Source organism: Roseofilum capinflatum BLCC-M114 (assembly GCF_030068505.1).
Classification (GTDB): domain Bacteria; phylum Cyanobacteriota; class Cyanobacteriia; order Cyanobacteriales; family Desertifilaceae; genus Roseofilum; species Roseofilum capinflatum.
In genome coordinates, this window is record NZ_JAQOSO010000073.1 from 1 (window position 1) to 17,987 (window position 17,987).

At 46.6% G+C, this 17,987-nt stretch carries 19 protein-coding genes; 4 read left to right on the forward strand and 15 right to left on the reverse strand.

Annotated elements, in window-relative coordinates:
* The first annotated feature begins 852 nt into the window (after positions 1-852).
* Together PMG25_RS12270 and PMG25_RS12275 are read left to right on the forward strand one after the other, a co-directional pair.
* Positions 853-1,392 carry a RuvC family protein gene (locus PMG25_RS12270; RefSeq protein ID WP_283767192.1) on the forward strand — a complete coding sequence of 180 codons (540 nt, stop codon included), beginning with the start codon at positions 853-855 and terminating at the stop codon, positions 1,390-1,392.
* A gap of 123 nt (positions 1,393-1,515) precedes the next feature.
* Entirely contained in the window at positions 1,516-2,151 is a 636-nt protein-coding gene (locus PMG25_RS12275) for a hypothetical protein (RefSeq protein WP_283767193.1), read from the forward strand.
* A gap of 77 nt (positions 2,152-2,228) precedes the next feature.
* Here PMG25_RS12275 and PMG25_RS24680 read toward each other — a convergent pair whose 3' ends face one another.
* The 5 genes from PMG25_RS24680 to PMG25_RS12295 form a co-directional block, all read right to left on the reverse strand.
* Positions 2,229-2,597 (reverse strand): IS1/IS1595 family N-terminal zinc-binding domain-containing protein, encoded by a 369-nt coding sequence (locus PMG25_RS24680; protein WP_430540964.1) that lies wholly within the window; start codon positions 2,595-2,597, stop codon positions 2,229-2,231.
* Between the two features lie 276 nt (positions 2,598-2,873).
* Positions 2,874-3,218: a hypothetical protein gene (locus PMG25_RS12280; protein ID WP_283767194.1), complete on the reverse strand. Its 345-nt coding sequence runs from the start codon at positions 3,216-3,218 to the stop codon at positions 2,874-2,876.
* Positions 3,211-3,435 carry a hypothetical protein gene (locus PMG25_RS12285; protein WP_283767195.1) on the reverse strand — a complete coding sequence of 75 codons (225 nt, stop codon included), beginning with the start codon at positions 3,433-3,435 and terminating at the stop codon, positions 3,211-3,213. The genes PMG25_RS12280 and PMG25_RS12285 overlap by 8 nt, the downstream gene beginning before the upstream one ends.
* 70 nt (positions 3,436-3,505) lie before the next feature.
* Positions 3,506-3,832, reverse strand: coding sequence for a hypothetical protein (locus tag PMG25_RS12290; protein ID WP_283767196.1), 327 nt, complete (start codon positions 3,830-3,832; stop codon positions 3,506-3,508).
* Positions 3,833-3,940: 108 nt separating this feature from the next.
* Positions 3,941-4,996, reverse strand: a complete 1,056-nt coding sequence (locus PMG25_RS12295) for an amidoligase family protein (RefSeq protein ID WP_283767197.1) — start codon at positions 4,994-4,996, stop codon at positions 3,941-3,943.
* A 379-nt stretch (positions 4,997-5,375) separates the two neighbouring features.
* Between PMG25_RS12295 and PMG25_RS12300 the strand changes: the two genes are divergently transcribed.
* Complete coding sequence (locus tag PMG25_RS12300) at positions 5,376-5,777, forward strand: hypothetical protein (protein ID WP_283767198.1); 402 nt, start codon at positions 5,376-5,378, stop codon at positions 5,775-5,777.
* Between the two features lie 318 nt (positions 5,778-6,095).
* Here the strand turns inward: PMG25_RS12300 and PMG25_RS12305 are convergent, their stop codons facing one another.
* The 3 genes from PMG25_RS12305 to PMG25_RS12315 form a co-directional block, all read right to left on the reverse strand.
* On the reverse strand, positions 6,096-6,563 hold the full coding sequence (locus PMG25_RS12305; RefSeq protein WP_283767199.1) for a hypothetical protein: 468 nt from the start codon (positions 6,561-6,563) through the stop codon (positions 6,096-6,098).
* Between the two features lie 12 nt (positions 6,564-6,575).
* Positions 6,576-7,253: a ParB/Srx family N-terminal domain-containing protein gene (locus tag PMG25_RS12310; protein ID WP_283767200.1), complete on the reverse strand. Its 678-nt coding sequence runs from the start codon at positions 7,251-7,253 to the stop codon at positions 6,576-6,578.
* A gap of 80 nt (positions 7,254-7,333) precedes the next feature.
* Positions 7,334-7,885: a hypothetical protein gene (locus PMG25_RS12315; RefSeq protein ID WP_283767201.1), complete on the reverse strand. Its 552-nt coding sequence runs from the start codon at positions 7,883-7,885 to the stop codon at positions 7,334-7,336.
* A 356-nt stretch (positions 7,886-8,241) separates the two neighbouring features.
* Here PMG25_RS12315 and PMG25_RS12320 point away from each other — a divergent pair, with 356 nt between their 5' ends.
* The gene (locus tag PMG25_RS12320; protein ID WP_283767202.1) at positions 8,242-8,850 is read left to right on the forward strand and encodes a hypothetical protein; all 609 of its coding nucleotides are present in this window, start codon (positions 8,242-8,244) and stop codon (positions 8,848-8,850) included.
* A 248-nt stretch (positions 8,851-9,098) separates the two neighbouring features.
* Here PMG25_RS12320 and PMG25_RS12325 read toward each other — a convergent pair whose 3' ends face one another.
* The 7 genes from PMG25_RS12325 to PMG25_RS12355 all read right to left on the reverse strand — a co-directional run bounded on the left by PMG25_RS12325 (position 9,099) and on the right by PMG25_RS12355 (position 17,476).
* Positions 9,099-11,108 (reverse strand): AcrVA2 family anti-CRISPR protein, encoded by a 2,010-nt coding sequence (locus PMG25_RS12325; RefSeq protein WP_283767203.1) that lies wholly within the window; start codon positions 11,106-11,108, stop codon positions 9,099-9,101.
* A gap of 110 nt (positions 11,109-11,218) precedes the next feature.
* Positions 11,219-11,746, reverse strand: coding sequence for a hypothetical protein (locus PMG25_RS12330; protein ID WP_283767204.1), 528 nt, complete (start codon positions 11,744-11,746; stop codon positions 11,219-11,221).
* A 119-nt stretch (positions 11,747-11,865) separates the two neighbouring features.
* On the reverse strand, positions 11,866-13,092 hold the full coding sequence (locus tag PMG25_RS12335; RefSeq protein WP_283767205.1) for a glucosaminidase domain-containing protein: 1,227 nt from the start codon (positions 13,090-13,092) through the stop codon (positions 11,866-11,868).
* A gap of 550 nt (positions 13,093-13,642) precedes the next feature.
* Positions 13,643-14,875, reverse strand: coding sequence for a type IV secretory system conjugative DNA transfer family protein (locus PMG25_RS12340; protein WP_283767206.1), 1,233 nt, complete (start codon positions 14,873-14,875; stop codon positions 13,643-13,645).
* A gap of 75 nt (positions 14,876-14,950) precedes the next feature.
* Entirely contained in the window at positions 14,951-15,640 is a 690-nt protein-coding gene (locus PMG25_RS12345) for a hypothetical protein (protein WP_283767207.1), read from the reverse strand.
* 269 nt (positions 15,641-15,909) lie between these two features.
* Positions 15,910-16,674: a hypothetical protein gene (locus PMG25_RS12350; protein ID WP_283767208.1), complete on the reverse strand. Its 765-nt coding sequence runs from the start codon at positions 16,672-16,674 to the stop codon at positions 15,910-15,912.
* Between the two features lie 424 nt (positions 16,675-17,098).
* Positions 17,099-17,476, reverse strand: coding sequence for a hypothetical protein (locus tag PMG25_RS12355; protein WP_283767209.1), 378 nt, complete (start codon positions 17,474-17,476; stop codon positions 17,099-17,101).
* Between the last annotated feature and the right edge of the window lie 511 nt (positions 17,477-17,987).

The window sequence follows — 17,987 nt, forward strand, 5'->3', positions numbered from 1 at the left end:
TGTAGTTGAGTTCTCATCCGCTTCTTTCTGGAGCGCTCTGAATCGATACGAAGCGACGAATCGCTGAAACGCTTACTCCGTATGCTTTCCGTAAGTTTCGATTACTAAGTGACAATTTACATTTCGCTGGTTTTAGGTTCGTAAAGACCGTTAAGAAGCCGAGACCCTAACCCCGCGATAGTGCTACCGATCCATAACGCTATCTATCCGTCCTAGAAAATGACAAAAGCTAAATCGCGTTTTGCAGAAACCTTACGCTGTATGCTTTCCGTAAGTTTCGATTACTAAACGAGAATTTACATTTCGACTACCTTCTCTTACGTTCTGGCGGCGATCGCATGATCTCGATAAAACAAGGCCATTTAGTTCGGAATTTATCCCCTTCTTACGCGCTCTGAAAAAATGACAAAAGCTAAATCGCGTTTTACGCAAACCTTACGCTGTATGCTTTACGTAGACTTTTTGGATAAATGACAATTTACATTTAGACCATTACGCAACGCCTGCGAACGGAGCGATCGCCGCGCTCCAGACACGCCCGTTTACGCTCTTAACGTCCCGAAGCTACCTATACCGACATCGACCATTACGCAACGCCTGCGAACGGAGTGAGCGCCGCGCTCACTATATCGGGGTGTTACCGTTTTTGTGTACTTAGATTATACTTAGATAATGAATACTATTAGTTAAAAGTAGCTAAAACGCTTACTGTGTATGCTTTTCGTAGAACGGTAACTTTAATTTATCATTTTTTCTACATTATTTTACCCTAATTATTTTAAGACCAAACTATCAGTTATTGTTCCGGTTAATGCTATAATGAGTATATCAACAATCAGAGGATTAACTAAAATGATTAAATCGAAATTTTGCGAATACATTCTAGGCGTAGACCCAGGTAAAGCAGGCGCACTCGTCATATTAGACCTTAACGGAAATTTCGTAGATTTACAGGATTTTCCGGTAGACGCTACGAGTGAGTTCGCTAGTCAGCCTCATAGCGGAAAAATCAATACTTTCCTTGACCCGATTCGTGATAAATCGATCGCCTTTATAGAGAAAGTAGGCGCTATGCCTGGTGATGGTCGGTCTACGCTTTGGTCATTCGCCGAAAATTACGGTTACTGGATCGGTACACTTCACGCTAATGGGATACCCTGCTTCGGTGTTCGCCCGCAGATTTGGAAGTCGAATTACGGATTACTTAAGACCGATAAGAAAGCGTCTATCGCTAAGGCTAAGGAAATATTCCCCGACCATTGGCAGTTGCTAAAGCGCCAGAAAGACCATGGGAGAGCCGAAGCGATGCTCATCGCCTATTACGGTATCCGCCACTCTGAGCCTTTCATAAGAGCTTACGATGAGGTCGCTTCGCGGCATAGCGCACAGTAGGCGCTATTACCGCCTACGGAACGATTTTTTTCACGTTAACCCGTGAGTAACCCGTAGCGTACCGTAGGCGATAACAACGGAACGATACACAGTAAACCGATAAGAATATTAAACGGAGCGGACATGAAAAGAGAATCTAGAGACGGTAAACGGTACTACAGGGTAGACGAGGCGATCGCCTACCCATCGGTAACGACGTTGTTGCACGCAACTAAAGAGGATAACGCTGGAATATCAGCATGGCGAGAGCGGGTAGGCGTTGAAGAAGCCGAACGTATTTTTAAGGAAGCAGGCGAACGCGGTACGTTGATACACGAGGCGATAGAGCGTTACTTAATCTCAGGCGAGGCTTGTGCTAATTTCGAGATATTCCCCTGGTTCGCATCATTCCTGCCGTTTATATCGCGTGTAGAGGGCGTTATAGCAATCGAACAAGCGTTATGGCATCCTGATGGTTTCGCGGGGACTTGCGACTTAATCGCTTCGCTGGATGATGGTAAAAATTGGCTTATCGACTGGAAGTCGTCGCGTAGACCTAAAAAACGAGAATGGATAGACGACTACGTTCTCCAAGTCAGCGCTTACTTAAGGGCTATCGAGTATCATTGGGGATACTTAAACGTTTGCGGGGCGCAAGTCGTCATCGGTTCCCCAGAAGGAGCGCAAGTTTTCGAGTTTAGTCGTGACGAGCTAATCGAGCATTACTACCCAGAGTTTAAGAAGCGGATAGAGTTATTCAAGCTAACGATCGCCGCCTAACGTTAGCGCCCGTTTACGATGCCAGCGCTGACGTTAGCGCCCGGAACCGCAACGCCACCGACGCACGTTACCGGGCGCTACATACTCTTAGGTTGAGATCGGCTACCGCAATTAGTGCATATGTAGCGCTGCTTTCCATATTGCGTGTGACCGTTCTTTCTTACCGCTTCGAGTCCGCAAGACGAACATATAAGCCCAGGGATGATAACGCTATCGTTTCGTTTCTTATCGTTGCGATCGCCATCGATAGCGCCGCGCCCGCCGCGAGTCTTAGACGAGCGCTGTAACCAATCGATTAAGATATCCCTACACATAACTGCGAGGTGAAGCCCCTCTTCTTCCGCTTTGGCGCGTAACTGCTCGTATGTTGACTTAGTTAGAGTAAGCTTTACCGTCCGCTTCTCTTCATCGCTGGGCAAGAATCGCCCAAATTTATCCCTATCCATACTTACCGCTATTACCGTTAGTATCCCATTGGTTACTATGGTAACGCTAAAAGTTATTTAATTTTTATTTTCGTTAGCGCTCGGTTCCGTTTACGCCCGGTTAGTTTTTTATCGTTATTTTTTAGATTCTAATTAATTCCGTTTACGTTAGCTGCGTCCGTTTACGTTAGCTGCGTCCGTTTACGTTAGCTGCGTCCGTTTGCGCTCGGAACCGAGCGTTAACGCTATCGCTACGAGCGCAAACGGAACCGAGCGATAGCACCAGCGCTCGGAACGTTAGAAGAGCGATAACTGCTCAACGCGGTCGGGGTCTATCTTTGATGCGATATCCTTTAGCTCACGTTTTATTCCCTTAAAGCGTTTGTCTTTCGCCAACGTTAAAAAATAATCACGCAAGCGGTGATACCCTCTTAGCATGTCCGCGTTGACTTCGCTTTCGCACTTCGCAGTTAGCGCCAATGAAGCAATCGCCATATAAAATGCTTTTTTATCCCCTTCTTCCTCCGCTTTGATTAAGCGGCGATAAGTCCCCTGGTCATAATCATGGAGTGCGGCGATCGCTTTTTTCGCGTGGCTCTCGTATGCGCTTAAGTTTCCGGTGCGGGCGGTAGCGTTAATCATCGTTTTGTCCCTCGTCAATAAAAGCCATCCAATCGATCCAATAACGCGCCGATTCCGGTACTTTAGTTTTCCCAGTGACCAGCAAATGTACCGTTAGCAAATTAGCTTTAAGAATCGCCCGCGCTTCTTTTATTTCCGCTTCAGTCCCTGTTAGCGGTAGCTTATCGATGAAGTTTTTAACTTCTTCTATCTCAAGCGGAGTAAGGTCTGTAATCATCGTTTGTCTCCGTTTTCGTTCGTATCGTTTACTTTCGTTCTAGCGCCCCGTCATGGGGCGCTCGTAGGTGCTAAGGGACTACGTGAAGGAAACCATCAGCGACTAGCAACCCTACCAAATCAGCGAGACCGTTTACCTCTTTATATCTAGGGTCGTTTAAGCATTCTGAAACTCGGAAGGCGTAACCTTTAAGGTATTCTTCATCGGTCTCCATATGACCAAATAGGCTACCTTCTCTCATGGTCGTCAACCAGGCTTCGTTACTCTCTGCTTCGATTAGTTCGGGTGATTGCCCAGGGATTTTAAGTAGATAGCGCATGGTAAATAAGTCCTCTAGTTTAGTGGTCGCTTGATTCGTATCGTTTGCGGTCGTATCTTTGGGTTTGTTGAAAAACATTGTAGGTCTCCTTAGTATTGTTAGCGGTCGTATCGGTCGTCGGCGGTCGTATCGTTGTAGGTCGTTGGGTTTACTACCGCTTCGCAGAGAAGCGGTAATGATGCTTCCTTATGCGGCGGTTAGCTCACGTCCGAACCCTCTAGCCCGTGATAGGAAGAAGTTCTTAATCTCGTTCATTTCCAGTGCCGCGTTATCGGACGTGAGTGTTACTTCTTCTCTGGCAACGGGGCGGTACATCGCGAAGTAGGTACGGTATAAGCGAATCCATTCATCTTTCCGCTTTAGGTTAAATTTATCGATTCCGCAATCTTCAGCCCACTTATGAATTTCTTTAGTGTTTCTCAGGTTAGCTTGTGAGTAGAAGAGCTGTTTGATGTGAGCTAATTTATCTGAAGCGGTTACAGTAGCAACGTTACCTAGAGGTCGGGTTGTAGTAGTGGCGGGAGCGGTAAATAGGCTATCAAATTTAGAGCGCATACCATCATTTGTAATCTCGTTCTTTCCATATAGAACGATCGCCTGTAGCTTAATCCAATTGGATATTTTCGTATAGTTCAGAGTCCCCGCATGGTGTCTGATTTCGATTGTTTTGTGGCGTGCGTATGCTTCTAGATTAAGTTTGCGGTAGCGCGTCCCACGGTTTACCGCATAGGTTAGCGAAGGAAGAGAAGCGGCTCTTCTAACATCATCGATAGTATCGCGATGACCTTGGCAGAATTGATTATTGTTCGCTCTACGGCTGCGTGGTTGGAAGCAATCAAATAAATCTTCGCACATTACCCAACGTTCACAGGCTAGGCGGATATCGCGGAACTGTAGCGATCTCGCATCGAAGTGAACGTGAGTTCCGCAGTTTGCGCTTACTTTAGCGCCGCACTCACGCAAGACCCGCAAGACGGTTTTAAGTTCGTTAAGCCCGGTATAACCCGTGAGGATGGGCGATACAAGCTCGAAACCACAAGAGCTATCGTAGATGAGCTTCCAGCCGGACATCACGCGATGGGTATACCCGATATTGTGGCAGTTAATACCCGCTTCGTTTAATTTGCGTGCGATTTCGATGCGTACCGGATGATTTGTACTTCCCGTGTTGTAGCGTGCCGTTTGAATTTGGTTGTGCGTAAATTCGATTTCGATTCCGAAGTTTGTAGTGTTGGTGAACATGGCTTAAATCCTCTTTCCGTTTTCGTGTATAACCACAGTATATCACTAAAACTAAAATTATGTCAAGTGTTTTTATATAAAAAATTTTCTATGGTTAATCGATGGCTATCGTTTGTCTATCTATATGTAACGCGGCGATCGCCGGCTATCGTTACGGGCGTTAGCGGTCGCTTTCGGTGCGTTAGCGGTCGCTTTCGGTGCGTTGACTCCTCTATATGTAACGCGGCGATCGTTTTCGTAGTAAGCGTTTAAGCTATCCTATTAAAAACACTTGACATAATTTTAGTTTTGGTGTTATACTGTGGTTATACACAAGAAGAGGAAGCGATCGCCTACCAAAGTTCTCGCTTCCTCTTCTCAATCATGGAGTAGTAATCCAATGAAATCTAATTTTACCGCAAAATACGTTAAAGCGTTCACATCTTTCTATGATGACCCCACCATTGGTTATCACCTCGAATCGCGCCGTGATGCTTGCCCCGGATCTATCATGGTTCGCCAGGGTATTACTGATGCGTTGAATAATCAAGCGCCTAATCAGGAAATCAAAGATCACTATATGCGACAGTTCTACAGTCTCGGATATATCAAAGGAAGCGACGCTCGATATGATTACGATCGCGACTTCCGGCGCGGGTATGAGGACTGGTACGCTGGATTCGACATGATTGAGGAAGGATACGCATATAGAGCGGGATACCGCGATGCGATGGATGATGATGTTGACTATCAACGCGGACAAGAGGAAATTTTTCTAGGCGATATCTGCTACTCGCATTAAATAGACGTAGCGAAAAAGTAAGCGCCAACATACGAAAAGAAAGCGGATAGGAGTCAACTCTTACCCGCTTTCTTTTCGCTTGGTTCGTATCGATCACCTTCTCGGTATTTGGTTTACATCAATTCAGAAAGCGATAGATAACGTCAGGAGCGATCGCTAACTAGCGAAGCGAAAAAGTAAACGCCGGCATACGAATATAAGCGATAAAATTAAAGAAGTATATGCACCCTGGTGGAGCGCTTGCGGTTAGTGGGCGCTCTTTCTGTATCGTTAGCGCTTTCGGTAGCGTTAGCGCTTTCTGTAGCGCTTTCGATTAAATTAGTAATCAAAATCATCTTTAGACATTGAAGCGCCAAAATATTCTAAGTCTTCTTCTGAAAGCGCTAGAATATTTCCCTCTTCTGTAATCGCGCCTCGAATAACACCGATAAAGGTCAGCGAACTATCCATAAGGGAGTATGCCTTTTCTAAGTCTTTATATCCCGATCGCGCTACGTCGATATTTCTAACGCTCTCTAACGCCGTTTGCATTATCGAATTACATAGAGCAGTAGCCAACGCCACAGAATCACGAATAGAATAACCCGCTAATATTTCATCACGCCATTCTATAATTTGCTCTTCAGTTACACCATGGCGATCGCTAATTAAAGTAATGTCCTCCCCTACTGATTCGAGAACAATAAGCAGGCGGTCATCGAAGATTAATTCGTTTAGTTCAGCGATAGATAGTAGCTCGCTTGCTTTATTTTTCTTATTCTTAGCTTTATATTTCGTCTTACTCATTTTTCACTTCCGTTAATGTCGAGCGTTAGCTATCGATTGCGAGCGTTTAGGGATATAAAGAATAGTGGTTTTCTCGTTAATCTTCTGACCTATTACATTAGATAACCAGTAAACATCCTCTATAGATTCGCATCTTAATATAATCTCTTTGCAGTAGGTTCTATCGCTATCGTCGCGTTCGTCTTCGTCGCTATCGCTGCGTTCGTCTTCGCTGCGTTCGTCTTCGCTGCGTTCGTCTGCTATAAAAAACGGTTCTTTAGCTTTGAAATCTTTTTTAGCGGTAGCGGGTAAATCCTGCATCAATCTATCGATTAAATCGTCCGGGACGCGAAGTAAGTCGATATCGATGTCCGTGGTCGATAGCGTGAAAAGCTCCTCCTGAAGCTTCTCTAAATCCCACTTTGACTCATCTGCTACCGCATTGTCTGCGATGCGAAGCGCTTGTTTTTCTTCCTCTAGTAAACCAGGGATAACTTCGACAGGGACTTCTTTAAGTCCTAAGCGCTTCGCTGCGAGTAAACGCCCGTGACCCCATATTACTACCCCGCTTTCGTCAACAGCGATCGCGTGCGAATCGTGAAACCCGAAGCGCCCCATAAGCGAAGCCAGCGCCTGTATCTGCGCTTCTGAATGCTTCCGTGGGTTTCCCTCGTATGGGCTTATTTCGTCAATTCCTAGATTAACTATCATCGTTTGTTCCCAGTTTCGTTTATTTACGGTGCGTTTACGTCGAGCGTTTGCGATCGCTTACGGTGCGTTAGTTTCCGGCGTTAGTTATCGTTGTTTTCGCGCTTGTACAGCGTCCCAGCACCATCTAGAAGTTCTAACAAATCGTAAACGGCGTTTAAGTCATTCAAATGGTCAGCGCCCACTTTAGAAAGCGACGAGCTATCTAGGGCGACTTTCGCTATTTTATTCTCGTCGATCATTCGACAAGCGGCGATCGCGTCCCCTTCCATGGCTTGGGATAATTGAACGGCAGCGCGGGCGCTAATCGATGCGAATTGCTTGGCGATCGCTAAATAAGTGTGACTGCAAACGCGAATAGCATCTCGCATTTTTTCAAGCTCCTGGCGATACTCTTCGCGATAGCTCATTAACTCCCTATGCGCCTCCGCACGTCTTGCCCATCGTCGCTTATGACTCTCTTGTTTCCATTGTCGCTCCTTCTGTGCCCAGTAAGCGCCTTTTCGGAATTGTCGAACGGAAGCGGTCGAAATATTATACTCTTCCGCTATCTGTCGGATAGTAAGTTTACCCTCTTTATAGAGCGGAAAAGTGGCATCAATGATTTCTCTTATTTTTTCCGTTGTCTGTCTCATTTGCAATATATTCGGAACCCGAATGCTTAGAATAGAAAAATTGAACTTTTTCCTTATTATAGCTGAATAAACCCTTACTGAGTTTACGTTTGATTATTATATTCGCTATCTCGTACTACTTCGATAAGCGCTGCCGATTCGATGCGTTAATATAGTAGTTAACCTGACATCGCTTAAACTTTTATGCGTGAATAGACGTAAATTTATCGCTGAATTTTACGTTAAACTATAAATAGGACTTATAAGTTAAAATATACCTAACTGAACATTAGACATAGTTTGTTTACAATAGTTAAATACGCTATTATTAACGAAATAGAATCAAAAACTAAACGAGACGACAAACGGAGACAACCATGGCAAGGTCTAGACGCATAATTCCGAACTCGAAGCAGAAGAAAACGAAAGCGAATATATTTGACGAGCAGAAACCAACGAAGCGGAAGGTTACTCGGAAAGTTTTTTGCAACCTCGACAGTGATTGCGATGCAATGATGGCGCAAATCATTTACAGAGCGGATATCTATGGTATTCAGATTACGCGATCGGAATTGTTCAACATGGGGATACGTCTGATCAGCCAGAAGTTAGGATACATAGGCGAACCAGACTTTAAGGAGATTCCCGAACGCGCTAATTACACCGAAACGTTCAAAGAGCTTAAAGAGCTTAACGGTAGGCGGTGTGATTACAAATACTCAACCGAGAAAGACCTACTGCTCGAAGAGATGCTCGGTAAGCTCGAACGCGGTGAATTCCCGGATTATCACGTCTCTCGCATTCGTCACGTAATAAGTGACCTGGAGCGCAACAAGCGAGAGCGTGAGGCGGGGGATTACACGAAAGAGGAGCGGGAAAATCTAGATAGGGAGTATGCAATCGAAAAAAAGCGCGGTAGACCAATGAATGAACTTATAAGAGATGCTCATGCTATGGCTATGTATGAGAAATCCTCTATACACTAAGCGATCGCCGCGTTCCGTTAGCGTTCCGTTAGTGGTTCGCTAACGCTCGAAACGAGCGAAAACGAAAACGCCCTGTATCGCTACGGGGCGTTTTCTTATTGGTTAGTGCTTATTTTGTGTCAGGGCGGCTTTCGCCTTCGGACGCTAACGAAGCGCTAACGGATTAGGAATTGCTCCAGGGGGAGTTTACGCTTCTGTCGATATTATAGCGCTCGAAACGTCCGAAGGCGATCGTAACTTTGCGCTCGTCACGCTTCCGGCGGGTTGACGAGTACGGGCTTAATCCATCTCCATGAACGCTCTACGCGCCCCGCGCCTATAGCGACTCTTCTCCAGTGACCCATACGCCAATGGGTTCGCGGTGATGCGTGAGTACCGCCGCCTGGGGTGCGCTTGCTCTCGATAGATTGCTTATAGTCAGCGCCCACCATTTGAGGCTCTAATAAACGCTTCTCGGATTTACCAAATCCTTTCCCGCTTACTTTGGTAGCTTCCCTCGGTTCAGCTTCGATTATCTCAGGTTTCGTTGAAAGATACAGGAGAAAATTAAAGCACAAATCGTTAACCTCATCGATGAACGCTTTGTCGTTCTCTTCGTATTCGATTCCGGTTTCGATTTGTTCACCGCCGCGATCTAGAATCCCATCTATGACTCTAAACGTAGTGAAAAAATCGTAAGTAGTCGTGTATATTCTAATCGTAGTAGCGAGAATCGACTTCTTAACGCTCTCCGGGTAAACGGGTGAGGGGAATAGCGCTATATTATCCTCACGAAAAGCAGAAGCGTATTCGTTGCTATCCATCTTAGTAGTGAAGATTTTAATATAGCGGATGGAGTAAGCGCTAAACGAATCTTTCGGCGTGAACAGGCAAATAACGGGCGCTACTTGTTCAATTTCGGCTACTGGCGGTTTTTCCGTATGTCGCAACGCTTCGAGTAAGTCATCTTTAAGCCATAGGAATTTACACTCGCCAGCTACTATAGCGTTAAGACCGAAGCGGAGAGAAGCTAAATCCTCATCCGCTATTCTTTCGGGTATATCGAAACCGCCTGACTCTTGTGCGTAGTAATAAAAAATGAAGTCTTCTTTGAATTTATCGAAGTCGAAGTAGTCGTCTAGTTTCCGATAGTTAATCCTCGCCAACGGAAGCGTTTTAAGTAAGCTTTTATAACCCTCTTGACGTTTAATCTCGTTTAATACTTTTTCGCGATATTTGAAGCTGGTCGGCATTTTCTTTACTCCTAATTCTTGACTAAATAAACCGGAATTAAGCGCTAATAAGTTAGACGATGATAGCGATAAAGTTGTATGCTTTACGTCTGGAAACGGTAGCGGCTTAACGGGTTTATCCTTCGGTTCCGGTAACTCTACATCCAACCAAACTATAGAGTTAAAGTCAACTCGGAAACTGTTGTCGCTGCTGTAGCGCTCGTAGCGTTTGAATTTGAAGTTCTTCCCGACTAGATTAAGTTCGGATAATAAAACGCCTTCGTCTTCGCTTACTAACATGCCGTCCTCATCCTCGACGTACTCATCGAAAGTATATAACTTAACGTCGTTTAGGTAGAGAGTATAGCAGCTACTAACGCTCTTATAGAAGCCACCTTCACGAAGTACGGAGAAATCGATGATTACTTGATCTGGTACTTTGAACTCTTCTCTAGTAGCGGGGTTATACCGCTTACCCGCCCGCTTGAATCTTGAATCGGTAACCTTAGCAGTATAGAATCCCTCTTCATCGAGTCTATAAGATAACGGGTTAAAGTCAGCGATACCGTGTTTTAATGGGCGCTGCTTAGTATCATCACGAGAGACTAATAAAACGCTTTCAGAATCGAGAATATTATCCCCGTCTGCGCCGCGTTTCAACTTAAAGCGGATAGTAGAACCTATAACGTAATTAAAAAGCTCGTCTATTCTATAGTCTTTAATAGGTGATTCGCCTGCGGGTTTATCAAAGCAACCGAGAGCGTATAAGAAATCGGTAAGGTCGCTAAATTTATCTAAGTTAGTTCCATTTAGATTTAATAAGCGACAAATAACATTAATAAACTCGTTATTTTCTTTTTCGCATTTTATAGTAACTTCGTAGAAACCGTACTTTAATCTGCTTTTGAAAAGTCCGCCTGTACTCCAATATCTGAAACGGTAGTTATCTATAACGCCACTACAATAACCGGCTTCGTCTTTATTTAACCCGCTTAACTTACTATCTGAATTAAGTAAAGTTGTGCTTCTTTTTGCGCTTATAGGCATCGTCTACGCTCCTATTAGTTTTCGTTTCGTATTAGTTCCGTAATCGTTTAGTTAGCGATCGCCCGCGCTCGTATGCGAACTCGAACGGAAGCAGGCGATCGCCGCGATCGTTACTTAATAACCAAGCGATACGTTTCGAGTCCGAAAGCCTCGATACGTCTACCGATTTCGTATCCGTCTTGATTAGCCATAGCAGCAGCGTCCGCTATAACATCGCCGGACGCATCGATTACGTCTGTGTCGCGTTGGCTATACGTTATCAAGTACCCTTCCATAAGTACCGGCGGTTCTGAAGCGTTAACGATTATCTCCATATCGCAACGTCGGGGGTAGGCGTTAAGCTTGAAATCAATCGGAGCGGGGGATGCTGGTTTAGCCAGTCGCAAAATATTTTGTAACCCGAATTCGCGGCTATCCCCCGCAAGCGCTCCAGACTCGAATGGTTCTAGACCCTCAACGAATACGCTAAACCCCGCGCCTGGGTAGAGGTCATCGCATAAGTTCGTTATCTGTTCCGTCTCGCTTACGGACGTAGGTTCTGGCGCTTTAGAAGCGGATAGGTAGTTAAAAGCCACCGACGAGCCGATAGCGCCCGCCGCGATTAGTGCGAATCCGATTCCGATTTTTTTTAGTTTCATTTTTCGTTTCTCCTTTAGTAAACGTATTGGTAGTGCGTATCGCTACGTTCGTTTAAGTTCGTATGCGTATAGGCGACCGCCCGCATCGAAATCTAACGCAGGCGATCGTATTCGATGCGCTAAACGCCCGTAGACGAGCGTAAGCGTCGTATATGTTGAAGCATCTTATCAGCCCACGCGGGGTCTGTAGCGTATACGGAGGCTACGTTTGCGGTTATTTCCTCAGCGCTCATACCATGAGGCGATAATCCTTTTTCCGCTAAGATGTTGACGATAGTACGCGCAAAAGAATCTGGGCAGCCGACGTTACAGAAAGAATCGGTTACGCTCGTCTCCGTACCGCCGTACCATTCCGTCGTCTTAGTCGCTACGCCCGCGCCATTGACGCTTTTAACCCCAAACCAATTGTCGCCGCCTATGATAGCGCTGCCGTAGGCGCTTTCATGATTCCCGTTGGCGATCGTGAAATCTGCAACGATGCCATAGCGTTGCTCTAAATCAATCGCAATCTGCTCAAGCGGATAGCCTGTATAGTCCTTATCCGCTTTCGATGCGTTCACGGTTGCGCTCGTGACGTTGCTAACGAATACAGGCGCGGTAGTGTCGGGAAATGCGGGTAAACCGACACCAGGTAAACGAACGCCTACGGCAAACGTAAACGTATCTATAGAGCGCCGTTGCACCGGCTCGTTCGCGGTCGGGCGGTCTACCATTTGCCCATCGCCCACGTAGATGCCTACGTGCGTAATCGTTCCGCTTTCCCACTCACCGTAAGTATTAGCGAATGCTACGAGGTCGCCCGGTCGGAGCGCTTCTTTACTCTCGATTAGCGTACCGATGTCTGCTCCGAAGAAGCTATTAGCGAACCCTTCGCCGGATGCGTAGCCGTCGTAAGGCGCGGTGGTAACGCCTACGCTAACGCCAGCGTCGCTCAGGACGCGGCGAACGAAATAGGCGCACTGCGCGGTCTTGCCTGCGTTAAAATCCTTTCCTACCCACTTTTCAGCTACTGAAACGATTACCGCAGGCGAACCCGTTACCGTCTCCACATGCGATATGAATGGAACCGCAGGCTTAAGGAAGTCGGGAATCATCCCACCGAGAGCGCCTACGACGAAGTTAATATAAGTCGCCACATAGAGCGACGCTAGCCAAGCGCTGCATATCCCTAAGAATGGCCATCCGGCGCTCGTAGTTGTAGCGTCTTTAGTTTCTTCGGAAGCTTCTGCTACTCTCTCCAGTAGATCCATTTGGCGCTTGAGTAGTTGCGTTTGGATCTTGAGTAACTCCGTCTGGGTTCGCTCTTCTCTCTGTAGAGGGTGTGTTTGTACTTGTGCGTGCGTCATCTTCTTCAGCTCTCGTTTCCGTTTCCGATAAGTATTCCCTGTACTGTTCTTGTAAGCCTATATTCCTAGCGATTACTTCTAGAAGCCCTTGCTGCTGTAGTAGGTTAAGTGTCGCGGCGGTTAGGCAAATAATCAAAAATGTCTGTAAACCCTTCATTTTCCCTACGCTAAATAGCGTTTAAGTTCTATTAGTTAAAGCGGTAGCCGGTAACGATTACGGAACCGGTTACCGCTAATGGCTTAATAACCGAAATCGGATCTATTAGCCGGGGGTACTGCTCCTTCCGATGACGGAACCGATTGCGGTATAGCATTTGTGCTGTTTCCGCCGCTTAGAAGAAAGATAACGGTACGGCGACCAAAATCGAATAAGCCACCGCCATCGAAGGAGATTAATCCGCTTCCTACCGCGCCTACGAAAGCCATCGCTATTAATAAATTCCCTAAGTTCTTAATCATGAGCAATTTCTCCTATGGTTACTCAACGGTGTTCAATGGGTTACTAATGGTTGCTAAATAGTAACCCTTGGGTTACTAACGGCTAAGTTCATTATGCCGCATCAACGCTAGAGCGAAGTTTGGAATCAATGAAAATTTTTAACGCCCGGTAACGTGGATCATCGTTGAGGCGCTGGATACCGAGCGCCTCAGAAAGCGCCCGCACCGATCGCGCACCTTTGGCGTAAGCGTCGTTTAAGTCCGATTCGTTTCTCTGAAGCCAAACGTCTGGATCGCTATCAGGTAAGCGGAAGGAAGGCAGCTCTTTGAAGAGCTTCGGAAAGTCCGGAAGCGCTACCGCTTCGGGGCTTTTATCGAGCGGTGCTAAAATTCCTGAATATTTACCTAAGCGCTGACGATGTGCGTCTAGTTCGTTTCGATTCCAATTACTCGGAACGATAGTAGCCGTATCGTTAATCAAGTTTCCTAGAGCTAAAATGCTCATTTGATTCACAGCGCTTGAATCTAATCCCGTATTCAGCTTCTTAAGCGAGTGTAGCCCCAAAATAACGTCAACGCGATACTTGCGAAAGCGATTCATGATTTGTTTAATGATGTGCGCTATCTCATCTAGAGCGTCTGTCGCATCGACTAACATCTGAAACTCATCTACAACGAGAATGGTGCGCGGCTCTTTTTTAAGGTTCTCGCGTTCGCGGCGTTCGCCTTCTGCTAATGTTTCCCGCATCACTTCTAACGCCCGTTCTGGGTCGCGAACGACGAAAGCGGAATGTTCAGAGGGCGATACGCCGGGTAACCAAACGGTCTCATCGGGGTCGTAGTGGGGGTCGATAACGATTAATTCTGCGTTAGGGTCTTCAAGCATCCGAGTTGCAACCGCGTAACGCATCGCTGTAGATTTACCTGAGCCACGGGAACCTGCGAAAATGCAGCTTCCCTGATTAAACGCATCGAAAAGCGCCCAGAAGCGCTCGCGGGCTTTCTCTTTTCCCGCTTCGAGAAACCTACGCGCAAACGTTGGGCTAACTTCTACGACGCTCTTACCCGCTTTTTTGACTTGAACGGAATCGACGACCGCCCATAGCGCCTCGCCTATATCAGTAGAAAGCGAAGTCATAGAACCAACATAGTCATCGAGGGTTAGATCGTGCTTACGATGGCGGTGAATAACGCCCATATTGATTAAGATTCCTTGAGTTAGCGCGGCGCTTCCTACAATTAGATTCCGATTCGATAGCCCGGCGCTGATAGATAAAGCGGCGACAATCCCTAACCCTAAGTTAGTTCCGGCGTACAACGATTTTATTAGCGCTGATTTAGTCATTTTCTTCTCCTTAAATTTCGTTTGCGGTGCGGTAGTTTGCGGTAGTTTGCGTTCGTTTGCGGTCGTTTGCGTTCGCTATGGTGCGCTGCGTTTAATCCCGCGTGCTAACCGCTCCTGCGATTCCGATATATAAATCCGTAGGCGATCGCCTTCGCCCCAAACTAAACCCGGCGTGATTCCGTTGCATCGCTGCTCATCCCCCAGGACAGTAGCTCTGAGGGCGCTTTCGACTGCGAACAAATCTAGGATTATCGCTCTTGCTATCGCTTGTGATTCAGGGTCACCATCGAACCGAGAGCGTTTTAGTGTCTCCTCACGCCCTTTAGCGATTACATAAGCTAAGTCACCATTTAGCGAAGTCAGGACAGGAATACCCTCACGCTCTAAAGATTCCGTGGCTTTATCTAAAAAATAATCACGACGACGGCAGATAACATCGCCTAAGAGAAGGTCTAAATTATCTCCCAGGTCGCGAAGCATTCCTTCAGCGATATAGTCGCGCTCACTAAGAAGCGATTTAATCTGCTCTTCTGCCGTCGCTGCTTGAGTAGGCGCTGCCGGTACTACCGCCTGCGATGCTACGGTAGGCACTACCGGCGCTACCGCTTGAACTGGAGGAGGTGAACCGTCACCGCCTTTAGCGATTTTGAACGATACTCCAAAGGCGAAAAGAAGAGCTAGACAAGTAGCGGCGCTAAGAGTCCCTTTCAATCCAGCGTTCGGGGTTTTAATATCTCCATCGGGGTGTTCAATTACTTCAGTCATAATAGATATATCCCTTTATTTTTAGCGTTATAGGAGTCCTTTATCGCTCGTAAGCGGTGTGAAGGACTCCTATATTTATTTTTGGTTCGTCGGCGGTGCGCTCGATTCGTCGGCGGTGCGCTCGTAACGCTACGGTTCGCTCGATTCGTCGGCGGTGCGCTCGTAACGCTACGGTGCGCTCGTAGCGCTACGGTGCGCTCGTAACGCTACGGTGCGCTATAGGATGAGAAGAAAGATAACGATCCAAAGGAAAACGGAAGCTAACCGACCTACTCCGCTTCCGGAGTCAGCGCCTCCAGGTGCTTTCCCAAATCCTTAGCGGTAACAGCTTTGCTAACGGTAGAAGCTTTAGCCATACTCCGCTCCGTAATCGCCTCCATTTTTCTCGCGATTGACTCGGTTAGAACCTGCTCGAATTGGTCAAACATATGCTCAAGCGATAGGTAGTTAATCTCTGTTTCCTGCCGAGCTTCAGAAGCGGTAAGCTTCCGAGAGCGAGATACGGTTAAGGCGTTGTTGCAAGCTTTGTTAAAGAAATCGTCACCGCTATCGTCAGTGTAACCATTATCAGAACCTTTGGGTAACCGTTGGGTATCTGACGGGTTAGCGAATAATTCCGAGATACGCTTACGCATTTGCTTAGGCGTTAGTTTGTGAGGGTTTTCTGTGGTTTCGGGGTTACCGTCAGCATCGTAGACGATGTTGCCAGCAGCGTCACGTACCGGAATTTCAGAGTAGCTATGATGCATAACCCAGCAGATTAACTGCCATTCAGCAGGCGTAATTTTAGATGAGATTTCCGCCTGGGGCATTCCGTCGAATAACGTTGCGAAGGATTTAACTACGACAGTATTCATCCAAGCGGCGGACTTTCCGAGAAGAGTGCAACAACGTCCGCGATTTAATGGAAAGATTTCGGCGGGGAGCGGAAAGTTTTCAGGGCGCTCACCCGTGAACGTTTCTTCAAATTCGGCGGGAATATCGATCGCCGCTTCTATATCGAGAGAGATTTCTGATTTTTTAGCGTATGCCATGGTGACTTTCCTTTATCTTTAGCGATTTGATTCGATTTTAATCGTAAATTTAGTATAACACTAAATATTTAATTATGTCAAGAATTTTCTTAAGATGCGTACAAAGCCTATACAGAAAGCGATTTAGGCGCTACAAGACGGAGCGAAGCGGTAAAGAGTAAAGCTAAATCGTTCTAAATATTTTAGGCGGTTATTTAGCTTTCTAGAGCGATAACCTAAAAATTGAGCTATCGAAGCGCAGCGATCGCTAAAGAAGTAAGCGGATGTGAACGATCGCCTTCGGACGTTACGATCGCTAACGAAGCGCGGCGATCGCTAAAGACGTAAGCGGATGTGAACGAAGCGCGGCGATCGTTAGCGATCGCCTTCGTAACGTTACGAGCGCCGCGCCTCGTTAGCGCTCGACTACGACCGCCGCGCTCGACTACGATTTAAGGTTTTCGCGGCGTTTGTTGTTCGTGTGACGAACTCGTTCACGGTGAGGGCGATCGCGGAGCTGAAATAATATGAACGGATCGAGAATGCAATACGAAACGAGAATCTCCATTTCTTCATCCGTAGGGCGATCGCCGCTTCTTAACTCATCCATCCGGGCGCTAGATATATCAAATTCCCTGGCTTCAAATTTATTGATGAATGCGAATAGATCCGCCAAGCCGCGCTCTATCAACTCCTGCTTTAGTTGATACACGCAATACAACTTAGCCGCTTCCTCTATCATGTATCCGTTTTTCTCTGCCGCTCGTTCAAGCCAAAGCCCCTCAAGCGGTGATAGCGTAATTTCTACTTTTAATTTTTCCATTTTGTTTCTAATCCCTTTACTGAATCCAGCATAAGGGAGTCGTTACACGATAGCGAGACCGCCTCGCTCTCGTAGCGTGTTCGAGTTTTAATCGAGCGAGGCGGCCACTTCGGGACGTTAAAAGCGTAAAAGGGCGCGGCGGGCGAGGCGGGCGCTTAGGAACGTTGAGAGCGTAAACGGGCGCTGTGGGCGCTAATGAAAAGCGGCGAAATGTAAATTGTCATTTAGCCGCGAAACTTACGTAAAGCATACAGCGTAAGGTTTCTGTAAAATGCGATTTTGATTTTGTCATTTTCTCAAAACGTAGGCGAGTCGCTGACGAAATCGACCGAAGGCGGCGATCGTTATCGCGGTATCCGCACTAAGAAATCGAACTTAAAACCAGCGAAATGTAAATTGTCGTTTAGAAAGCGAAACTTACGGAAAGCATACGGAGTAAGCGTTTCAGCGATTCGTCGCTTCGTAACGATTCAGAGCGCTCCAGAAAGAAGCGGGGCAAGACCTAACGACC

Coding starts and splice junctions, on each gene's coding strand:
- PMG25_RS12280 (WP_283767194.1), bottom strand. CDS start 3,218: ATGATTAACGCTACCGCCCGCACCGGAAACTTAAGCGCATACGAGAGC.
- PMG25_RS12345 (WP_283767207.1), bottom strand. CDS start 15,640: ATGACTGAAGTAATTGAACACCCCGATGGAGATATTAAAACCCCGAAC.
- PMG25_RS12335 (WP_283767205.1), bottom strand. CDS start 13,092: ATGACGCACGCACAAGTACAAACACACCCTCTACAGAGAGAAGAGCGA.
- PMG25_RS12325 (WP_283767203.1), bottom strand. CDS start 11,108: ATGCCTATAAGCGCAAAAAGAAGCACAACTTTACTTAATTCAGATAGT.
- PMG25_RS12275 (WP_283767193.1), top strand. CDS start 1,516: ATGAAAAGAGAATCTAGAGACGGTAAACGGTACTACAGGGTAGACGAG.
- PMG25_RS12295 (WP_283767197.1), bottom strand. CDS start 4,996: ATGTTCACCAACACTACAAACTTCGGAATCGAAATCGAATTTACGCAC.
- PMG25_RS12285 (WP_283767195.1), bottom strand. CDS start 3,435: ATGATTACAGACCTTACTCCGCTTGAGATAGAAGAAGTTAAAAACTTC.
- PMG25_RS12340 (WP_283767206.1), bottom strand. CDS start 14,875: ATGACTAAATCAGCGCTAATAAAATCGTTGTACGCCGGAACTAACTTA.
- PMG25_RS12315 (WP_283767201.1), bottom strand. CDS start 7,885: ATGAGACAGACAACGGAAAAAATAAGAGAAATCATTGATGCCACTTTT.
- PMG25_RS12290 (WP_283767196.1), bottom strand. CDS start 3,832: ATGTTTTTCAACAAACCCAAAGATACGACCGCAAACGATACGAATCAA.
- PMG25_RS12330 (WP_283767204.1), bottom strand. CDS start 11,746: ATGAAACTAAAAAAAATCGGAATCGGATTCGCACTAATCGCGGCGGGC.
- PMG25_RS12355 (WP_283767209.1), bottom strand. CDS start 17,476: ATGGAAAAATTAAAAGTAGAAATTACGCTATCACCGCTTGAGGGGCTT.
- PMG25_RS12300 (WP_283767198.1), top strand. CDS start 5,376: ATGAAATCTAATTTTACCGCAAAATACGTTAAAGCGTTCACATCTTTC.
- PMG25_RS12270 (WP_283767192.1), top strand. CDS start 853: ATGATTAAATCGAAATTTTGCGAATACATTCTAGGCGTAGACCCAGGT.
- PMG25_RS12320 (WP_283767202.1), top strand. CDS start 8,242: ATGGCAAGGTCTAGACGCATAATTCCGAACTCGAAGCAGAAGAAAACG.
- PMG25_RS24680 (WP_430540964.1), bottom strand. CDS start 2,597: ATGGATAGGGATAAATTTGGGCGATTCTTGCCCAGCGATGAAGAGAAG.
- PMG25_RS12305 (WP_283767199.1), bottom strand. CDS start 6,563: ATGAGTAAGACGAAATATAAAGCTAAGAATAAGAAAAATAAAGCAAGC.
- PMG25_RS12310 (WP_283767200.1), bottom strand. CDS start 7,253: ATGATAGTTAATCTAGGAATTGACGAAATAAGCCCATACGAGGGAAAC.
- PMG25_RS12350 (WP_283767208.1), bottom strand. CDS start 16,674: ATGGCATACGCTAAAAAATCAGAAATCTCTCTCGATATAGAAGCGGCG.